The organism is Xanthomonas fragariae, assembly GCF_017603965.1.
Lineage (GTDB): Bacteria > Pseudomonadota > Gammaproteobacteria > Xanthomonadales > Xanthomonadaceae > Xanthomonas > Xanthomonas fragariae_A.
In genome coordinates, this window is the sequence record NZ_CP071955.1 from 3,632,166 (window position 1) to 3,646,306 (window position 14,141).

Genomic DNA, 14,141 nt, shown 5'->3' on the forward strand with positions numbered 1-14,141 from the left:
CCGCGCGCAGACCTGGAGCGTACGAGGGTCCATGCCGATTCCGTGGACCGCGCCCGCTTAGCGAGTGCGCAGCGGCTCGTCGCGTCGCTGTCAGTCGACCGGCACATCGTAGGCGGTGTCGGGGGTCGGTTCGGGACGGAAGGTGAAATGCCACCATTCCATCGGGTAGTTGGCAAACCCTTCGGCCGCCAGTGCGCGCAGCAATCGCTGACGGTGCGCGCGCTGCGCCACGCTGATGCCGTGCGAATCGGTATGCGCACGCGTATCGAAAAAATCGAAGTGGGTACCCATGTCCACAGCGCGGCACGGACCCGACCGGCAAGCCAGCAACCCAAGGTCCAGCGTCGCGCCACGGCTGTGTCCGGAGGTCTGCGCAATGTAATCACCGAGCAGCGCACGCTTGTCCACGCGCGGGTAGTACTGCGCCTTGGTCGATTGATCCTGCAAATCCGCAGCCCAGGTCACAAATGCCTGTACTGCCCGCACCGGTCGATAGCAATCGAACACCTGCAACCGATACCCTTCGGCCTTGAGCGTGCGCGCCGCCCGCGTCAATGCCTCGGCAGCCGGCCGCAGCAAATAGCACGTCGGCGCCACATAGCCTGGCACCACACGCCCGGTGAAGTTATTGCTGCCCGCATAGCGCATGTCCACCGCAATCTCGGGCGCAAGACGGTGTACGTCGACCAGACCAGCCTCGGCGGTTGTTTTTGCTGAAGACACGTGCACATCGGCCGCAATCATGGCAAATGGCGCGGTGGTTATCAGCAGCACGATGCCCCAGGCAACGAGATGCCGCCAACAGCGCGAAGTCCGTAAAAGCGTGGTTTTTTTCATCGCCGTTCCTTTACGGGAGCATGAGATCTGCACGCTACGCAACGAGCTCCACACCCTGGTGCCAGCAATACGCGGCTTTTATCCGACCACGATGCACTTATCGGCTGTCGCCCTCAAGCGACTCGACGGCATCATGCACACTCGGTGGCCGCAGCCGTCCGGTCAGCGCGTAGAGGATGCGCAAATCTTCCGCATCGAAGGTGCGTGTATCGCTGCCCCGATAGTGATGATGAAAAGCCCGCAGCGTGGCGGCGGGATCGTCGAGGCTGTAGCCGACCAGAGCCAGCGCCTGCCAGGGGTCGAAATCTGCCGGAGCGGCTGGGGTGTCGGCGGCAGGCCAGCGGCCGAATCCGGCGTCGGCCAGGCGCTTCCATGGGAATAACGGGCCAGGGTCGTTCTTGCGTGTCGGCGCGAAGTCTTCATGGCCGACGATCTGCGTGCGCGGGATGCGCAGACGCGTGCACAGGTCTTCCAGCAATAGCAGCAGGCTGTCGATCTGCGCAGGCACAAATGCCTCGCTGCCGTCGTTGTCCAGCTCGATGCCGATCGAGACGGAGTTGACGTCGGTGATGGTGCCCCAGCTGCCAGCACCCCCATGCCAGGCGCGTTGCTCATCGCTGACCAATTGATAGCGCTGCCCATCTTGGCCAATCAAATAGTGCGCACTGACCAGACCACCGCTATTGCGCCCGCGCAATGTGCCCAGGCTCTGCTGCACCGAGTGTTGGCCGGTGAAGTGCAGCACGATCAGGATCGGCCGTCGCGCATCGTAATTGGGCGACGGCACCCAGTGAGCGAGCGGATTGCGCTGTGGCGCATGTGCGCAGGCACCCAGTGACAGCAAGACCATGCACAAGGCGGGCCGCAGCCAGACCGATGGCATCAGGTTCGAAATGGATGACATCGGTTTCTCCTGGCCAAATGACAATAGCATGCACCGTGCTTCGGCCCCGAATGGACACCGGATGCCAAGCGCCCATTGATCTGCCAAGTAGGCCACAGTGGGGCGCCATCAGGCGCATCGGGGTCCAGGGGCATGCAGCTGAGTTGCTGGCGATGCCATCTTCAACCCAGCATCCTGCACGCCGCATGGTTTCGTGACATGTCATGGATTGCCTCAGGCAAAGCGCGTACGAATGCAGTGCCAACGCCTGCAATGCACCCTTGCAGGCGGTTCCCGGCCAAGAGCAGGCATGGCGACACGAGCGCGACGAGTGGAATCGCGCCACTGCGTCATCGCCCCACGGCGAGCGCCGCAGCATCGGCATGTGCCACGATACACTGCCAGCCGTGCGCGCTGTTGGCAGGTGTCGATGCTGGGCATTGGCACTATCGCGCAGTGCTTCATCGGTTATCGGTCGTTGCATCCTTCAAGAGCCTTGTTCATGCCACTGTCGCGTCATTTGCTGATGTTGCTGCTGGTCCTCGCCCTGCCCTGCATTGCCGATGCGGCAACCCGCTACACCCCAGTGCGGCAAATGGCTCCGTTTGTGATTGGTGACGCGCAGCTAACACCCGATTACTGGATCCAACGCAGTCGCACAGCGCAAACGCCGCGCATGAACGCCATGCAGATTGCCGGCTTCAATACGCATCTGATGCGCGACGATGCCTCCATGCACGATCTGTGGCAATTGCCCGAGACACTGCCAGCTGCCGATGTGCGCGCACGCATCCAGGCGCTATCGGCCACGCCGATGCGGGCGCTGTACGACGCGAATGGAAGCGCCATCGCTGCGACGCGTTTGGCAGCACTGCGCAGCGCGTTGGCGCTGGATGCGCTTCCCGATCAAGTAACACCGCACTTTGCATTGGTGGTGAAGCGCGCCGCGTTACGCACCTTCCCAACCTCGCAGCGGGTATTCACCAGCACCGATGACCACGATATTGACCGCTTTCAGGAATCGGCGCTCTATCCCGGCACACCCGTTGCGGTGTTGCACGGCAGTGCCGATGGGGCGTGGCAGTTCGTACTCGCCGCCAATTACGCGGCATGGGTCGCTACCGATCAAATTGCCGAAGGCAGCCGCGCCGAGGTGCTGGACTACGCGCAACGCGGCTCACGCATGATCGTCACCGGTGCCCGCGTGCAGACTGCCTACACGCCTGAACTGCCTGCCGGTTCCGCTCTCACGCTGGACATGGGCACCAGCCTGCCGTTGCTCAGCGACTGGCCACCGCAGCAGCCGGTCAACGGACAGCTGCCGCTTGCTGCCTATGTGGTGCAACTGCCGCTGCGCATCGCCGATGGGCGCTTGCAGCTGGTACCGGCATTGATTCCGCGCGCCGCCGATGTGCGCATTGGCGCGTTGCCGGCCAGCGATGCTGCACTGCTACGACAAGCCTTTAAATTCCTTGGCGAGCGCTATGGCTGGGGCAACGATTACGACGCGCGCGACTGCAGCGGCTTCGTGCTGGATGTCTACCGTAGCCTGGGCATCGCACTGCCACGAAATACAGGCGATCAGGCGCGCAGCCCGGTGCTGCGCAGGGTGCCGTTCGACGTACGCGCACCGATGCCACAACGCCTGCAACAGCTCGCACAGGTGCAGATCGGCGACCTGATCTATCTCCCCGGTCACGTGATGCTGGTCATCGGTCACGAGCGCGGCGCACCGTGGGTGATCCATGATGTGGCCGGCGCCAATTACCGCGCCGCCGACGGTAGCGTGCAGCGCGCGCGTTTGAATGGCGTATCGGTCACGCCGCTGCTGCCATTGCTCTCCAGCGACGGCACACCGTTCATCGACAACATCACCCGCATCCAACGCATCGTACCGGTTGGATCCCCATGAAGATCACCAGCTTCCGACTCGGCATGCTGCGCGTGCCATTGAAGACCCCGTTCAACACTGCAGTGCGCACCGTGCACGCGATCGAAGATGTGGTGGTGCTGTTGCAGACCGACGGCAGCCACATCGGTTATGGCGCGGCACCGGCCACTGCACCGATCACCGGCGATACGCATGGCAGCATCGTTGCCGCGATCCAACACTGCATCGGCCCACGGTTGATCGGCCAGGACGTGGCCGATCTCAATCGGCTATGCGGGCTCGTGCAACACGCGCTGGAACGCAATACCAGCGCCAAGGCCGCAGTGGAGATCGCGCTGTACGACCTGTGGGCCCAGGCCTTCGGTGCGCCGCTGTATCAGCTGCTCGGTGGCGGCACTCCACGTATCACCACCGACATTACTATCAGCGTCGATGCCATCGACGCCATGGTCGCACAGGCCCAGTCGGCGCTTGCACGCGGCTATCGATCGCTGAAGATCAAGGTCGGCAAGGACCCCGGCTCGGATGTCGAACGCGTCAAGGCAATCCATGCAGCGGTCGACGCAAGCGCATCGCTGCGACTGGATGCCAACCAGGGCTGGACGCCCAAGCAGGCGGTGCGCACTATGCGCACGCTCGAAGACGCCGGCATCGTATTGGAACTGCTGGAGCAACCGGTCAGGGCCGCCGACATCGATGGGCTCGCCTTCGTCACCGCACGCATCGACACCCCGGTGATGGCCGACGAAAGCGTGTTCTCGCCAACACAGGTGATCGACCTCATCCAGCGCCGCGCCGCCGATATCGTCAACATCAAATTGATGAAGACCGGCGGGCTGTCCAACGCGATCCGTGTTGCAGATGTCGCGGCGTTGTACGGGGTGCCGTGCATGATCGGCTGCATGATCGAATCCAGCGTCAGTGTGGCCGCGGCGGTGCATCTGGCGGTGGCCAAGGCCGACAGCATCACCTTGGCGGATCTGGATGCGCCGGCGCTCGGGCAGTTCGATCCCACCGCCGGCGGCGTGCACTTCGATGCGGCGCAGATCCACATCGACGATTCGCCGGGGCTGGGTATCCGCCGCATCCGCGGGCTCGAGTTGCTGCCGGGCTGAGTACCGCTGCTGCAGACATGCGTACAAACACCACACAGCGCCTGCGGCATGCGCGCGCATTGCTGGGTACAGTAGGGGCCGAGTGTTTGCGAATGACACGTTGCAGGCGCACAGCCTCATCGTTGCGCATCATCTACTGATCAGACGCGGGCTTATCCCAGCTCGCCCCCTTCCTACGGAGCCTGCATGCACCTTGCCATCCCGTTTCGATCCGTCGCGTTGCTGACGCTGGCGAGCTTTATCAGCGTCGCACGCGCGGCCGCGCCAATCGATGCATTGCATCAAGCACGCGCCCTGATCGTGGTGACCACGACGGATTGGAACAGCACCCAGGCCCGCCTGCAGACGTTCGCGCGTGTGGACGGCCATTGGCAACCGGCCGCCGTACCGGGGTTTGCAGTCGCACTTGGTCGCCATGGCAGCGCCTGGGGCGAGGGCCTGCATCCGGCGCAAACGCAAGGCCCGCAGAAGCGCGAAGGCGACGGTCGCAGCCCGGCCGGCGTGTTCGCCATCGGCACGGCCTTCGGTGATGCGCCGAGGATCGAGAGCGCGATGCCGTATCAGGCGATGAGCGCCACCAACTACTGCATGGATGTGCCTAGCTCGCCGCTGTACAACCGCATCGTCGATGCCGCGCAGGTCGGCGAGGCCGCAGTGGCTGGTTCGACCGAACCGATGCGCCTGGATCTGCACCATCGCAACGATGCGCGCTACAGCGAAGGTTTTGTCATCGCGCACAATCCCAAGGCCATTCCCGGCCGCGGCAGCTGCATCTTCGCGCACCTGTGGCTTATGCCAGGGCAGTCGACCTCTGGTTGCACCGCCATGGCGCTGGCCGACATGCAGCGCCTGCTTGCGTGGTTGAAGCCCGATGACAACCCGCTGTTGGTGCTGTTGCCACGCGCCGAATATGCGCGCCTGCAAACCGAGTGGCAATTGCCGGTGTTGGCGGAGGCCGCACCATGAGTACGCCAACTGCTCGGCCCGATGCGTCCGGGCTGGTCCGCGTCGTCAACCGTTGGCAGATCGTCGGGTTATCGATCAACGATGTGATCGGCAGCGGCATCTATCTGCTGCCGGCCGCCACTGCCGCACTGTTGGGGCCGATGAGTTTGTGGGCGGTGATATTGGCTGGCCTGGCGGTGGCTCCGTTAGTGCTGTGCTACGCGCAGGCGGCGAGCTATTTCGACACGCCAGGCGGCAGCTACCTCTACACGCGTGAAGCGTTCGGCCCGTTTGTCGGTTTTCAGATCGGCTGGATGATCTGGCTGACGCGCATCAGTTCGGCAGCTGCATTGAGCAACGGGCTGGCCGATGCGGTGGCGCGGTTCTGGCCTAACGCAGCCACCGATCAATGGGCACGTCTGCTAGTCGTGGTCGGCGCGTTGGGGTTGCTGACCGCCATCAACGTGATCGGGGTGAAGTCGGCCGCACGTACCGGCATTGCGCTGGTGATCGGCAAGCTGGTGCCGTTACTGTTATTCGTGGCGATCGGTGCGTTTTACGTCGATTGGTCATGGGCCTTTGCCGGCACCACGCCCGACCTGCGCAACCTTGGCAATCTCGGCGAAGCCGCTTTGTTGTTGCTGTTCGCCTACGCTGGTTTCGAGAACATTCCCGCGGCCGCAGGCGAATACCGCAACCCGCGTCGCGATGTGCCGTTCGCACTGATCACCATGATCATCACCGTGACCTTGATCTACGCCGCGGTGCAGATCGTTGCGCAAGGCACGCTGCCGAATCTTGCCGCCTCGCCCACGCCATTGGCCGATGCCGCTAGCCGCTTTGGTGGCGAAGCGTTAGCGCTGATCCTCACTGTTGGCGCCACCATTTCCATTCTCGGCACCACCAGCAATACAGTGATGCTCGGCCCGCGTTTTTTGTTCGCGCTGGCTAAGGATGGCTATGGCCCGGCGTTTCTGGCGCGCGTGCATCCCCGCTTCCACACGCCTGCAGCGGCGGTTCTCACCCAAGGCGTGCTGTCGCTTGCATTGACGTTGTCGGGCTCGTTTACGCAACTGGCGCTGCTGTCGATGGTCACCCGCCTGTTTGCCTACATCGGCACGGCAGCTGCGGTGATCGTGCTAGCGCGCCGATATCGGCAACGTACCGAGACCTTGCGCCTGCCCGGAGGCCCCACCATCCCCATCGCTGCGCTGCTGCTCTCGCTCGGCTTGCTGGCCAGTGCCAGCTGGCAGAATCTGGCCGCTGCGGGCGTGGCGTTACTGGTCGGCTGGGCGTTCTATCTGTTCCCGCGCAAGGTCGCGTAGTGGTTTCGCAACACCCTCGCGCAGCGCTCACGCACGCCTAACCGCGCACGCCCAACGCTGCGGCTCTACCTTCATGGGAGCTTGCGATGAAATTTCGCCGTGTTTACAGCACATCCAATCTCGAGAGCGCGCAACGTGTGCTGCAAGCCGCGCGCAGTTCAGGCATCGACAACGATGCGCTGTCGCTGATCGCTCGCTCGGATATCGAGTTGCAAGATATGCCCGACGAACGCAAAAACGCCAAAACCGACTTTCTCCCCGCTGCCGCACGCGGCGCTGCCACAGGCGGTGCCGCCGGCCTGATCGCGGGCCTGGTGGCGACCGCAGTGCCGTCGATTGGGCTGACGTTGGCTGGCGTCGGCGTCATGGCAATGGCCGGTGCTTTGGTCGGCGCCTGGTCCTCGGCGCTGATTGGCGCAACCGTGCCCGATCCGGTGCGACGTCTATTCGAAGACCAAATCCAGGCCGGGCGCGTCTTGGTGATCATCGATGCGGATCAAGCATCGTTGCAGACTGCGCAATCCACAGTGGTTGCTGCAGGTGCAACACAGCTGCCCTACGACGCAGTATCTGCGGCTACCTGATACGCCAAGAACGCACTGATGCAAGGCGCTCTGTGGAACGCAGCATCGATATCATCGGCCCAGCAATTGCTGCAGACCACGCGCCATTTCGACCAGCCGCGTTGATGCTCTCCTCACCCGTCTTGGCAATGAATTTAACATCGGCCCGCCTACGTTAGATCGCACATACACCACGGAGACGAACATGAGCGTGCCGTATCAGATTCCTGGCCGCGCCCCAGATGAAAGCAGAAACCAGAACGTGTCGAACTACTGGCGCGAACGCTTTACCGAAGAGCCGTATTACACCGACGGCGATCGCTACGAAGATTACGAGCCTGCTTATCTCGCCGGACACGAAGCACGCATACGCGAAGTCGCACTCGCCTACGACCAGATAGAAGCGGAGTTGCATAAGGACTGGGAAACCAACCGTGGCTCGTCGTCATTGAGTTGGAGCAAGGCACGCCATGCCGTGCGTCGTGCGTGGGAAAATGCGGCCGATTTCGTCACTGGCGACGACATGTCCAGACCCTGAAAACGAAAACGACAACGCCACCGTCGCCACCGTCAAGGTGCCGTTGTCGCATCGGCGTATGCGTGGCGCGTCAATCCAATGCAGGCGGCGCCGAGCGCGAACATGCGGACGCATCCACATCCACCACAAAGCCAATGTTCTTCTGCAACGCAAAACGGCATACAACAGGCTCAGTGCATATGCCATCGCGTAGAAACTTTTTTCGCGCAGCAAGCAATGTCGCCTTGATCAACCCGATGGCCAATAGCACCAGCGCAGTGATCAGCGAGAACCAGAAAATGGCTTAATACAACACGGTCACCGCAATACCATCCACGCGGTCACGCACGCTCTTTTGCAGTGAGACGCGGGCGTCTTGCAGAGAGTGATCCACGACAAGGGCGACCTGCACGGCGTCGTGCAGGGTACTTGAACCCGACGCGGGACACGTTGCCGAAAGGCTGCAGCGCCACCGCGCCCCATCCTCTGGAGAACTTCATGCCTATCCGACGTCTGCGTGCACTGGCCTGCTCGCTCGCACTGTTCACAGCAAGCGCTGCAATCGCAGCGCCTGCTGCGGCCCCCGCAGCCTCCATTCCCAAGGCGCAATGGCCATTTCAGGCCACCACCATTGCCGATTTCCAAGAACCCTGGGCAATGACTTTTTTGCCCGATGGCACGCTGCTGGTCAGCGAAAAACGGGGCGCATTGATGCGCCTGGACCCCAAGACCAAGCGTCAGAGTGCCATTACCGGGTTGCCGGCCGTGGCCTACGGCGGCCAGGGCGGTTTTGGCGATGTGCTCACGCACCCGCGCTTTGCCCAGAACCGCTTGGTTTATGTGAGCTACGCCGAGCCAGGCCAGGGCGATACCAGCGGAGCGGCCGTGGCACGCGCCAAGCTCACCCTGGATGCGACCGGCGGCGGCACCTTGTCGGATCTCAAGGTGATCTGGCGCCAGGAGCCCAAGGTCACCGGCAACGGCCACTTCGGGCATCGGCTCGCCTTCGATCAGGCAGGCAAGCTGTGGATCAGCTCCAGCGAACGGCAGAAGTTCGATCCCGCCCAGGACATAAAGGCAAACCTCGGCAAGCTGATCCGTCTCAACGACGACGGCAGCGTGCCGGCCGACAACCCGTTTGCCGCGCAAGGCGGCGTCGCCGCACAGGTGTGGTCGCTAGGTCATCGCAATATCCTGGGCATTGCGTTCGACAACAAGGGCCGCTTGTGGGAACACGAGATGGGCCCCGCCGGTGGCGATGAGCTCAATCTGATCCAGCGTGGCGCCAACTACGGCTATCCGATCGTGTCCAACGGCGATCATTACGACGGCACGCCGATCCCCGACCACACCACCCGCCCGGAATTGGCTGCGCCCAAGATCAGCTGGACGCCGGTAATTTCGCCTGCCGGCTTTGTGATCTACAACGGCACGCAGTTTCCGGCGTGGCGCGGCAATGGCTTCATCGGTGGTCTGTCGTCGATGGCGCTAGTGCAGGTTTCGCTCGGCGATCAGCCACGCGAAGTGGCCCGCTACGACATGGGTGCGCGCATCCGTGAAGTGGAGCAAGGCCCGGACGGGGCGCTGTGGCTGCTGGAAGACGAGGCCAGCGGCAGTACCGGGCGCCTGCTCAAGTTGACGCCCAGGAACAAGGCGGCCGAGAACGACGCTTGAGTCGATGCATCACCCGGATGCGACGACAACACAACTACGTGTTGACTACGTGTTGTTTGCCGTCTCGGATCATCGCACCAACCGGTGCTGCATTGAGTAGCAGCACCGAGTCACTGATTGGCATCATCGCCATACGCTCGCTGGCGATGGGTGCGATGGGTGCGATGGGTGCGATAAAAATCTATCGCTTGAAGGCGGCTGCAGTACTCCGGGCCCATGTGTTTGCAAAGCGTTCGCAGCTGTAGCCCCGGGGCCTCAAAACCACCGATCAACCGCTGCGCACTACGCAGCGCCTATTGATCGGTCGATCGCCTCGTGCGCTTCGAACTGGTGAGCAGACGCCTACCAACGCTCAGCCTTCCAACAACTCGAACGCCACCGCTTCGCCACTCTTGGCCGAAGCACAGACCCACACGTCGAACAGTCCCGGCTCGGCGCCGAACACACCCTTGTGGTTGGTAAAGGCTAGTGCATCGCGCGCCAAAGTAAACACGACATCCATACTCTCGCCCGGCTGCAACAACACCTTGCAGAAGCCCTTGAGTTCGCGCACTGGACGCACACGGCTGGCCACGCGATCGTGCACGTACAGCTGCACCACATCTTCGCCTGCAACGCTGCCGGTATTGGTCACGCGGGTGGTGATCGCCAGCGTGTCGTCCCAGCCGAGTTGGGCCGTGCTCAGTTGCGGCTGCGCGTAGGCAAACGTGGTGTAGCTCAAACCATAGCCGAATGGGTAGAGCGGCTCGTTGGGCATTTCGCGCCAGCGCGCCTTGTATTCGGCCAGTGTCGGCAATTCCGGGCGACCGGTGCGCAGATGGTTGTAGAAATACGGCTGCTGCCCGGTCACCTGCGGGAAGCTGATCGGCAAACGCGCAGACGGGTTGTAGTCGCCGAATAACACATCGGCCACGCCGGTGCCGGTCTGCGTGCCCAGATACCAGGTCACCGCAATCGCATCGGCATCGCGCACCGCACCGTTCAATGCCAGCGCGCGCCCGTTGCGCAACAACACCACGATCGGGGTGCCGGTCGCTGCAACGGCTTCGGCCAGCGCCTGCTGCGCCAGCGGCAAGGTGATCTCGGTGCGGGACTGCGCCTCGCCACTGAAACGCTGCGGCTCGCCAAGCGCCAATACCACCACGTCGGCAGCCTGCGCGGCATCGATGGCAGCGGAGATGCCACCCTCCAGCGCTTCTTCCAGGCCACAGCCCGGCACCACGCTCAGATTCTCGGTACCGACCACCGCACGCACACCCTGCTCCAGGGTCACGTAACGCTCCTTATCGCCGAATAGCGTCCAGCAGCCCTCGATGTTCTCGCGGTCCTGCACGAACGGGCCGATCAGTGCGATCTGTTGCCCGCGCTTCTTCAACGGCAATATCGCGCCGTCATTCTTCAACAACACGATCGAACGCCGCGCTGCGTCGCGCGACAACGCATCGTGCGCCGGCAGATGCGTGGCATCGGCTTCGCGGGCCGGATCCAGCGAGCGATACGGATTATCGAACAACCCAATCGCCTCTTTCAGCTGCAACATGCGGCGCACGCTGGCATCCAGCGTGGCCATCGGCACCTCGCCGCTTTCCACCAGCGATGGCAGATGCGCGGCATAGAAACCGCTCTGCATGCTCAGATCCAGCCCGGCCAGAAACGCCTTTTTGGTCGCGTCGCGCTCGTCGGCCGCGTAGCCGTGCGCGATCAATTCCATGTCGGCGGTGTAGTCGGAAATCACCACACCGGGGAACTGCCATTCGCCGCGCAGGATCTCGGTGAGCAGCTCGTGGTTGGCGCTGGCCGGCACGCCGTTGATATCGTTGAACGAGGACATCACGGTCAACGCGCCGGCATCGAAGGCGGCCTTGAACGGCGGCAGATGCACATCGCGCAAGGTCTGCGGCGCAATGTCGACGGTGTTGTATTCCATCCCCGCCGCGACTGCGCCATACGCGGCGAAATGCTTCGGGGTGGCCAGCAGCGAGTCGTCGGCCTTCAGGTCGGCGCCCTGGAAGCCACGCACGCGGGCAGCAGCAAACGCTGCACCCAGCAATACGTCTTCGCCAGCGCCTTCGGCGCCACGGCCCCAGCGCTGGTCTCGGGCGATATCCACCGCTGGAGCGTAAGTCCAATGCAAGCCGGCGGCGGTGGCCTCGATCGCGGTGGCGCGTGCAGTGCGCTCGGCCAGCTCAGGCTCGAAGCTGGCCGCCTCGCCCAGCGGAATCGGGAACACCGTGCGCATGCCATGGATCACGTCGGCCGCCAGAATCACCGGGATGCCCAAGCGGCTTTCTTCCACCGCCACTTTCTGGATCTGCATGCCCAGCGCGGCGCCGACGCCATTGAACAGCGAGCCGACACGGCCCTGCCGCACCTGCTGCAATACCTCGTCGGCGTTGAGCACGTTTGCTTCGGGATTCACGTCCGGCGCGAACGGCCGCACCATGTCGGCGAATACACCCAACTGTCCGACCTTCTCTTCGACGGTCATCCGGGCAATCAGGGTTTCGATGCGATCAGCAGACATGAGATCCTTGAGAAAACGTTTACATACACCGGCAATTCTAGCCTGAGGCGCCCGCGAGGACGCAAGTCTAGGGAGTCCGGAGGTGGGACCGGGGGGGCGTAAAGCGGGCTCTGCCCATGCTTTGGCCTCACGAATTACCAGTGCCCGCCCTATATCCGGTTGCAGGTGTACGCCTGAGGTCTATATGGAACGACGCTCGCGCTCGATGATCACGCCCACCGACTGCGCGCCGCGCACCGCGCCCGGCTTGCTCAGCTTCAACCGCAGCCAGTGCACCTGGAACTCGTTCAGCACGATCGCCGCGCAGCGCTCGGCCAGGGTCTCGACCAGCCCGAAGTCCGAGGCCTGCACGAATTCGATCAGCCGCTTGCTCACCGTCTTGTAGTTCAGCGTATCGGCGATGTCGTCACTGGCTGCCGCAATGCGGTTGTCGAAGCCCATCTCCAGGTCGAACCGCAGGGTCTGGCGGATACCCCGCTCCCAGTCGTAGATGCCGATCAGCGCATCGATTTCGAGACCTTCAATGAAGACTTTGTCCATGGGGGAGAATAGGAAATGGGGAATAGGAAATGGTGAGAAACACAAGCAACAGCACAGCAGCGCGGACGGGATCGGAGTGACGCTCTTACGATTGGCGATTCCCCGCTCCCGATACCTGCGCCTGCGCCTGCGCTAACAGCGGCAAGCTAGCCATATCCCAGCGCGGCGTCACATGCACCGCGGCATCGGCGCGCTCGCCGGCCTCCAGCCGTAGCGCACCGGCGAAGGCGATCATTGCGCCGTTGTCGGTGCACAAGGCCGGGCGCGGGAAGCAGACCCGGCCGCCGCGTCGCTGCGCGGCTTCCTGCAGGCGCGCGCGCAGGCGCTTGTTGGCGCCCACGCCGCCGGCCACCACCAGGGTGTTGCAGTCGGCCGCATCCAGCGCGCGCAGGCATTTGATCGCCAGCGTCTCTACCACGGCGTCCTCGAAACCTCGCGCGATATCCGCCCGGACGGTGTCGGATTGGTCGCTGGCGCGCCAGGCCAGCAGCACCTGCGTCTTGAGCCCGCTGAAGCTGAAATCCAGCCCTGGCCGGTCGGTCATCGGTCGCGCGAATTTATAGCGTTCCGGCGTGCCGGTTTCGGCCAGCGCTGCCAACTGCGGCCCGCCCGGGTACGGCAAGCCCATCATCTTGGCAGTCTTGTCGAAGGCCTCGCCAGCCGCGTCGTCCAGGGTCTCGCCCAACACTTTATAGCGGCCCAGCGCCTTCACCGACACCAATTGAGTATGCCCGCCGGAGACCAGCAGCGCCACGAACGGCGGCTGCGGCGGGTCGTCTTCCATCAACGGCGCCAGCAGATGGCCTTCCATGTGGTGCACGCCGATCGCCGGCACGTCCAGCGCCCAGGCCAGCGAGCGCGCCACGCCAGCACCGACAAGCAGTGCGCCAACCAGGCCCGGACCGGCGGTGTAGGCCACGCCATCGAGTTCGTCGATGCGCAGCCCGGCCTCGCCCAGGGTCTGGCGGATCAGCGGCAGTAGCTTGCGCACGTGGTCGCGGCTGGCCAGTTCCGGCACCACCCCGCCGTATTCGGCATGCAACGCGATCTGGCTGTAGACCGCGTGGGCGCGCAGCGCCGGCACGCCCGACAGCGCAGTGTCGTAGACCGCCACGCCGGTCTCATCGCACGATGATTCGATCCCAAGGACTTTCATGGCAGCTCGGCAGTCAGGTACATGCGTCTATTTTCGCAGCTTTTGTGCTGCGCCGATCACACGGCGGCGATATGCTGCGCGCCGTGTGATCGCTGTCGGATCAAGCCCAAACGTAACGCTTTGACAAGCCTGCAGAGGTAGAACTTGCCGGGGGCTTGCAGGTCGTTGGCA

13 protein-coding genes and 1 pseudogene are annotated in these 14,141 nt (G+C 63.4%); 8 read left to right on the top strand and 6 right to left on the bottom strand.

Annotated features, from left to right (window positions below; translation table 11 throughout):
- Nucleotides 1-90: 90 nt before the first annotated feature.
- The gene (locus J5I97_RS17325) at nt 91-837 is read right to left on the bottom strand and encodes a M15 family metallopeptidase (RefSeq protein WP_208587840.1); all 747 of its coding nucleotides are present in this window, start codon (nt 835-837) and stop codon (nt 91-93) included.
- A gap of 97 nt (nt 838-934) precedes the next feature.
- On the bottom strand, nt 935-1,741 hold the full coding sequence (locus J5I97_RS17330; protein ID WP_208587841.1) for an N-acetylmuramoyl-L-alanine amidase: 807 nt from the start codon (nt 1,739-1,741) through the stop codon (nt 935-937).
- A 481-nt stretch (nt 1,742-2,222) separates the two neighbouring features.
- Here J5I97_RS17330 and J5I97_RS17335 point away from each other — a divergent pair, with 481 nt between their 5' ends.
- The 6 genes from J5I97_RS17335 (at nt 2,223) to J5I97_RS17360 (ending at nt 8,097) form a co-directional block, all read left to right on the top strand.
- Entirely contained in the window at nt 2,223-3,632 is a 1,410-nt protein-coding gene (locus J5I97_RS17335; protein WP_208587842.1) for an SH3 domain-containing protein, read from the top strand.
- A complete protein-coding gene (locus J5I97_RS17340) occupies nt 3,629-4,726 on the top strand; it encodes a dipeptide epimerase (protein ID WP_208587843.1) in 1,098 nt (365 codons plus the stop codon). The genes J5I97_RS17335 and J5I97_RS17340 overlap by 4 nt, the downstream gene beginning before the upstream one ends.
- A gap of 186 nt (nt 4,727-4,912) precedes the next feature.
- Nucleotides 4,913-5,692 carry a L,D-transpeptidase family protein gene (locus J5I97_RS17345; RefSeq protein ID WP_208587845.1) on the top strand — a complete coding sequence of 260 codons (780 nt, stop codon included), beginning with the start codon at nt 4,913-4,915 and terminating at the stop codon, nt 5,690-5,692.
- On the top strand, nt 5,689-6,996 hold the full coding sequence (locus J5I97_RS17350; RefSeq protein ID WP_208587846.1) for an APC family permease: 1,308 nt from the start codon (nt 5,689-5,691) through the stop codon (nt 6,994-6,996). The genes J5I97_RS17345 and J5I97_RS17350 overlap by 4 nt, the downstream gene beginning before the upstream one ends.
- 86 nt (nt 6,997-7,082) lie before the next feature.
- On the top strand, nt 7,083-7,580 hold the full coding sequence (locus J5I97_RS17355; RefSeq protein WP_208587847.1) for a hypothetical protein: 498 nt from the start codon (nt 7,083-7,085) through the stop codon (nt 7,578-7,580).
- A 184-nt stretch (nt 7,581-7,764) separates the two neighbouring features.
- Nucleotides 7,765-8,097, top strand: a complete 333-nt coding sequence (locus J5I97_RS17360; RefSeq protein WP_208587848.1) for a hypothetical protein — start codon at nt 7,765-7,767, stop codon at nt 8,095-8,097.
- 70 nt (nt 8,098-8,167) lie between these two features.
- Here J5I97_RS17360 and J5I97_RS17365 read toward each other — a convergent pair.
- Nucleotides 8,168-8,449: pseudogene (locus tag J5I97_RS17365) on the bottom strand (YiaA/YiaB family inner membrane protein); the annotation flags it as partial.
- A 125-nt stretch (nt 8,450-8,574) separates the two neighbouring features.
- Between J5I97_RS17365 and J5I97_RS17370 the strand changes: the two are divergent.
- Nucleotides 8,575-9,750: a PQQ-dependent sugar dehydrogenase gene (locus J5I97_RS17370; RefSeq protein WP_208587849.1), complete on the top strand. Its 1,176-nt coding sequence runs from the start codon at nt 8,575-8,577 to the stop codon at nt 9,748-9,750.
- Nucleotides 9,751-9,842: 92 nt separating this feature from the next.
- Nucleotides 9,843-9,995, top strand: a complete 153-nt coding sequence (locus J5I97_RS17375) for a hypothetical protein (RefSeq protein WP_208587850.1) — start codon at nt 9,843-9,845, stop codon at nt 9,993-9,995.
- A 107-nt stretch (nt 9,996-10,102) separates the two neighbouring features.
- Here J5I97_RS17375 and J5I97_RS17380 read toward each other — a convergent pair whose 3' ends face one another.
- The 3 genes from J5I97_RS17380 to tsaD form a co-directional block, all read right to left on the bottom strand.
- On the bottom strand, nt 10,103-12,274 hold the full coding sequence (locus J5I97_RS17380; RefSeq protein ID WP_208587851.1) for a glycoside hydrolase family 3 N-terminal domain-containing protein: 2,172 nt from the start codon (nt 12,272-12,274) through the stop codon (nt 10,103-10,105).
- 180 nt (nt 12,275-12,454) lie between these two features.
- A complete protein-coding gene (folB, locus tag J5I97_RS17385; RefSeq protein WP_208587852.1) occupies nt 12,455-12,814 on the bottom strand; it encodes a dihydroneopterin aldolase in 360 nt (119 codons plus the stop codon).
- A gap of 85 nt (nt 12,815-12,899) precedes the next feature.
- On the bottom strand, nt 12,900-13,970 hold the full coding sequence (gene tsaD, locus J5I97_RS17390) for a tRNA (adenosine(37)-N6)-threonylcarbamoyltransferase complex transferase subunit TsaD (RefSeq protein WP_208587853.1): 1,071 nt from the start codon (nt 13,968-13,970) through the stop codon (nt 12,900-12,902).
- Between the last annotated feature and the right edge of the window lie 171 nt (nt 13,971-14,141).

Excerpts from the sequence above, each read along its gene's own strand:
- J5I97_RS17370 (WP_208587849.1), top strand. The coding sequence starts at position 8,575 with ATGCCTATCCGACGTCTGCGTGCACTGGCCTGCTCGCTCGCACTGTTC.
- J5I97_RS17360 (WP_208587848.1), top strand. The coding sequence starts at position 7,765 with ATGAGCGTGCCGTATCAGATTCCTGGCCGCGCCCCAGATGAAAGCAGA.
- J5I97_RS17335 (WP_208587842.1), top strand. The coding sequence starts at position 2,223 with ATGCCACTGTCGCGTCATTTGCTGATGTTGCTGCTGGTCCTCGCCCTG.
- J5I97_RS17330 (WP_208587841.1), bottom strand. The coding sequence starts at position 1,741 with ATGTCATCCATTTCGAACCTGATGCCATCGGTCTGGCTGCGGCCCGCC.
- J5I97_RS17350 (WP_208587846.1), top strand. The coding sequence starts at position 5,689 with ATGAGTACGCCAACTGCTCGGCCCGATGCGTCCGGGCTGGTCCGCGTC.
- J5I97_RS17355 (WP_208587847.1), top strand. The coding sequence starts at position 7,083 with ATGAAATTTCGCCGTGTTTACAGCACATCCAATCTCGAGAGCGCGCAA.
- tsaD (WP_208587853.1), bottom strand. The coding sequence starts at position 13,970 with ATGAAAGTCCTTGGGATCGAATCATCGTGCGATGAGACCGGCGTGGCG.
- J5I97_RS17380 (WP_208587851.1), bottom strand. The coding sequence starts at position 12,274 with ATGTCTGCTGATCGCATCGAAACCCTGATTGCCCGGATGACCGTCGAA.
- J5I97_RS17325 (WP_208587840.1), bottom strand. The coding sequence starts at position 837 with ATGAAAAAAACCACGCTTTTACGGACTTCGCGCTGTTGGCGGCATCTC.
- J5I97_RS17345 (WP_208587845.1), top strand. The coding sequence starts at position 4,913 with ATGCACCTTGCCATCCCGTTTCGATCCGTCGCGTTGCTGACGCTGGCG.
- folB (WP_208587852.1), bottom strand. The coding sequence starts at position 12,814 with ATGGACAAAGTCTTCATTGAAGGTCTCGAAATCGATGCGCTGATCGGC.
- J5I97_RS17340 (WP_208587843.1), top strand. The coding sequence starts at position 3,629 with ATGAAGATCACCAGCTTCCGACTCGGCATGCTGCGCGTGCCATTGAAG.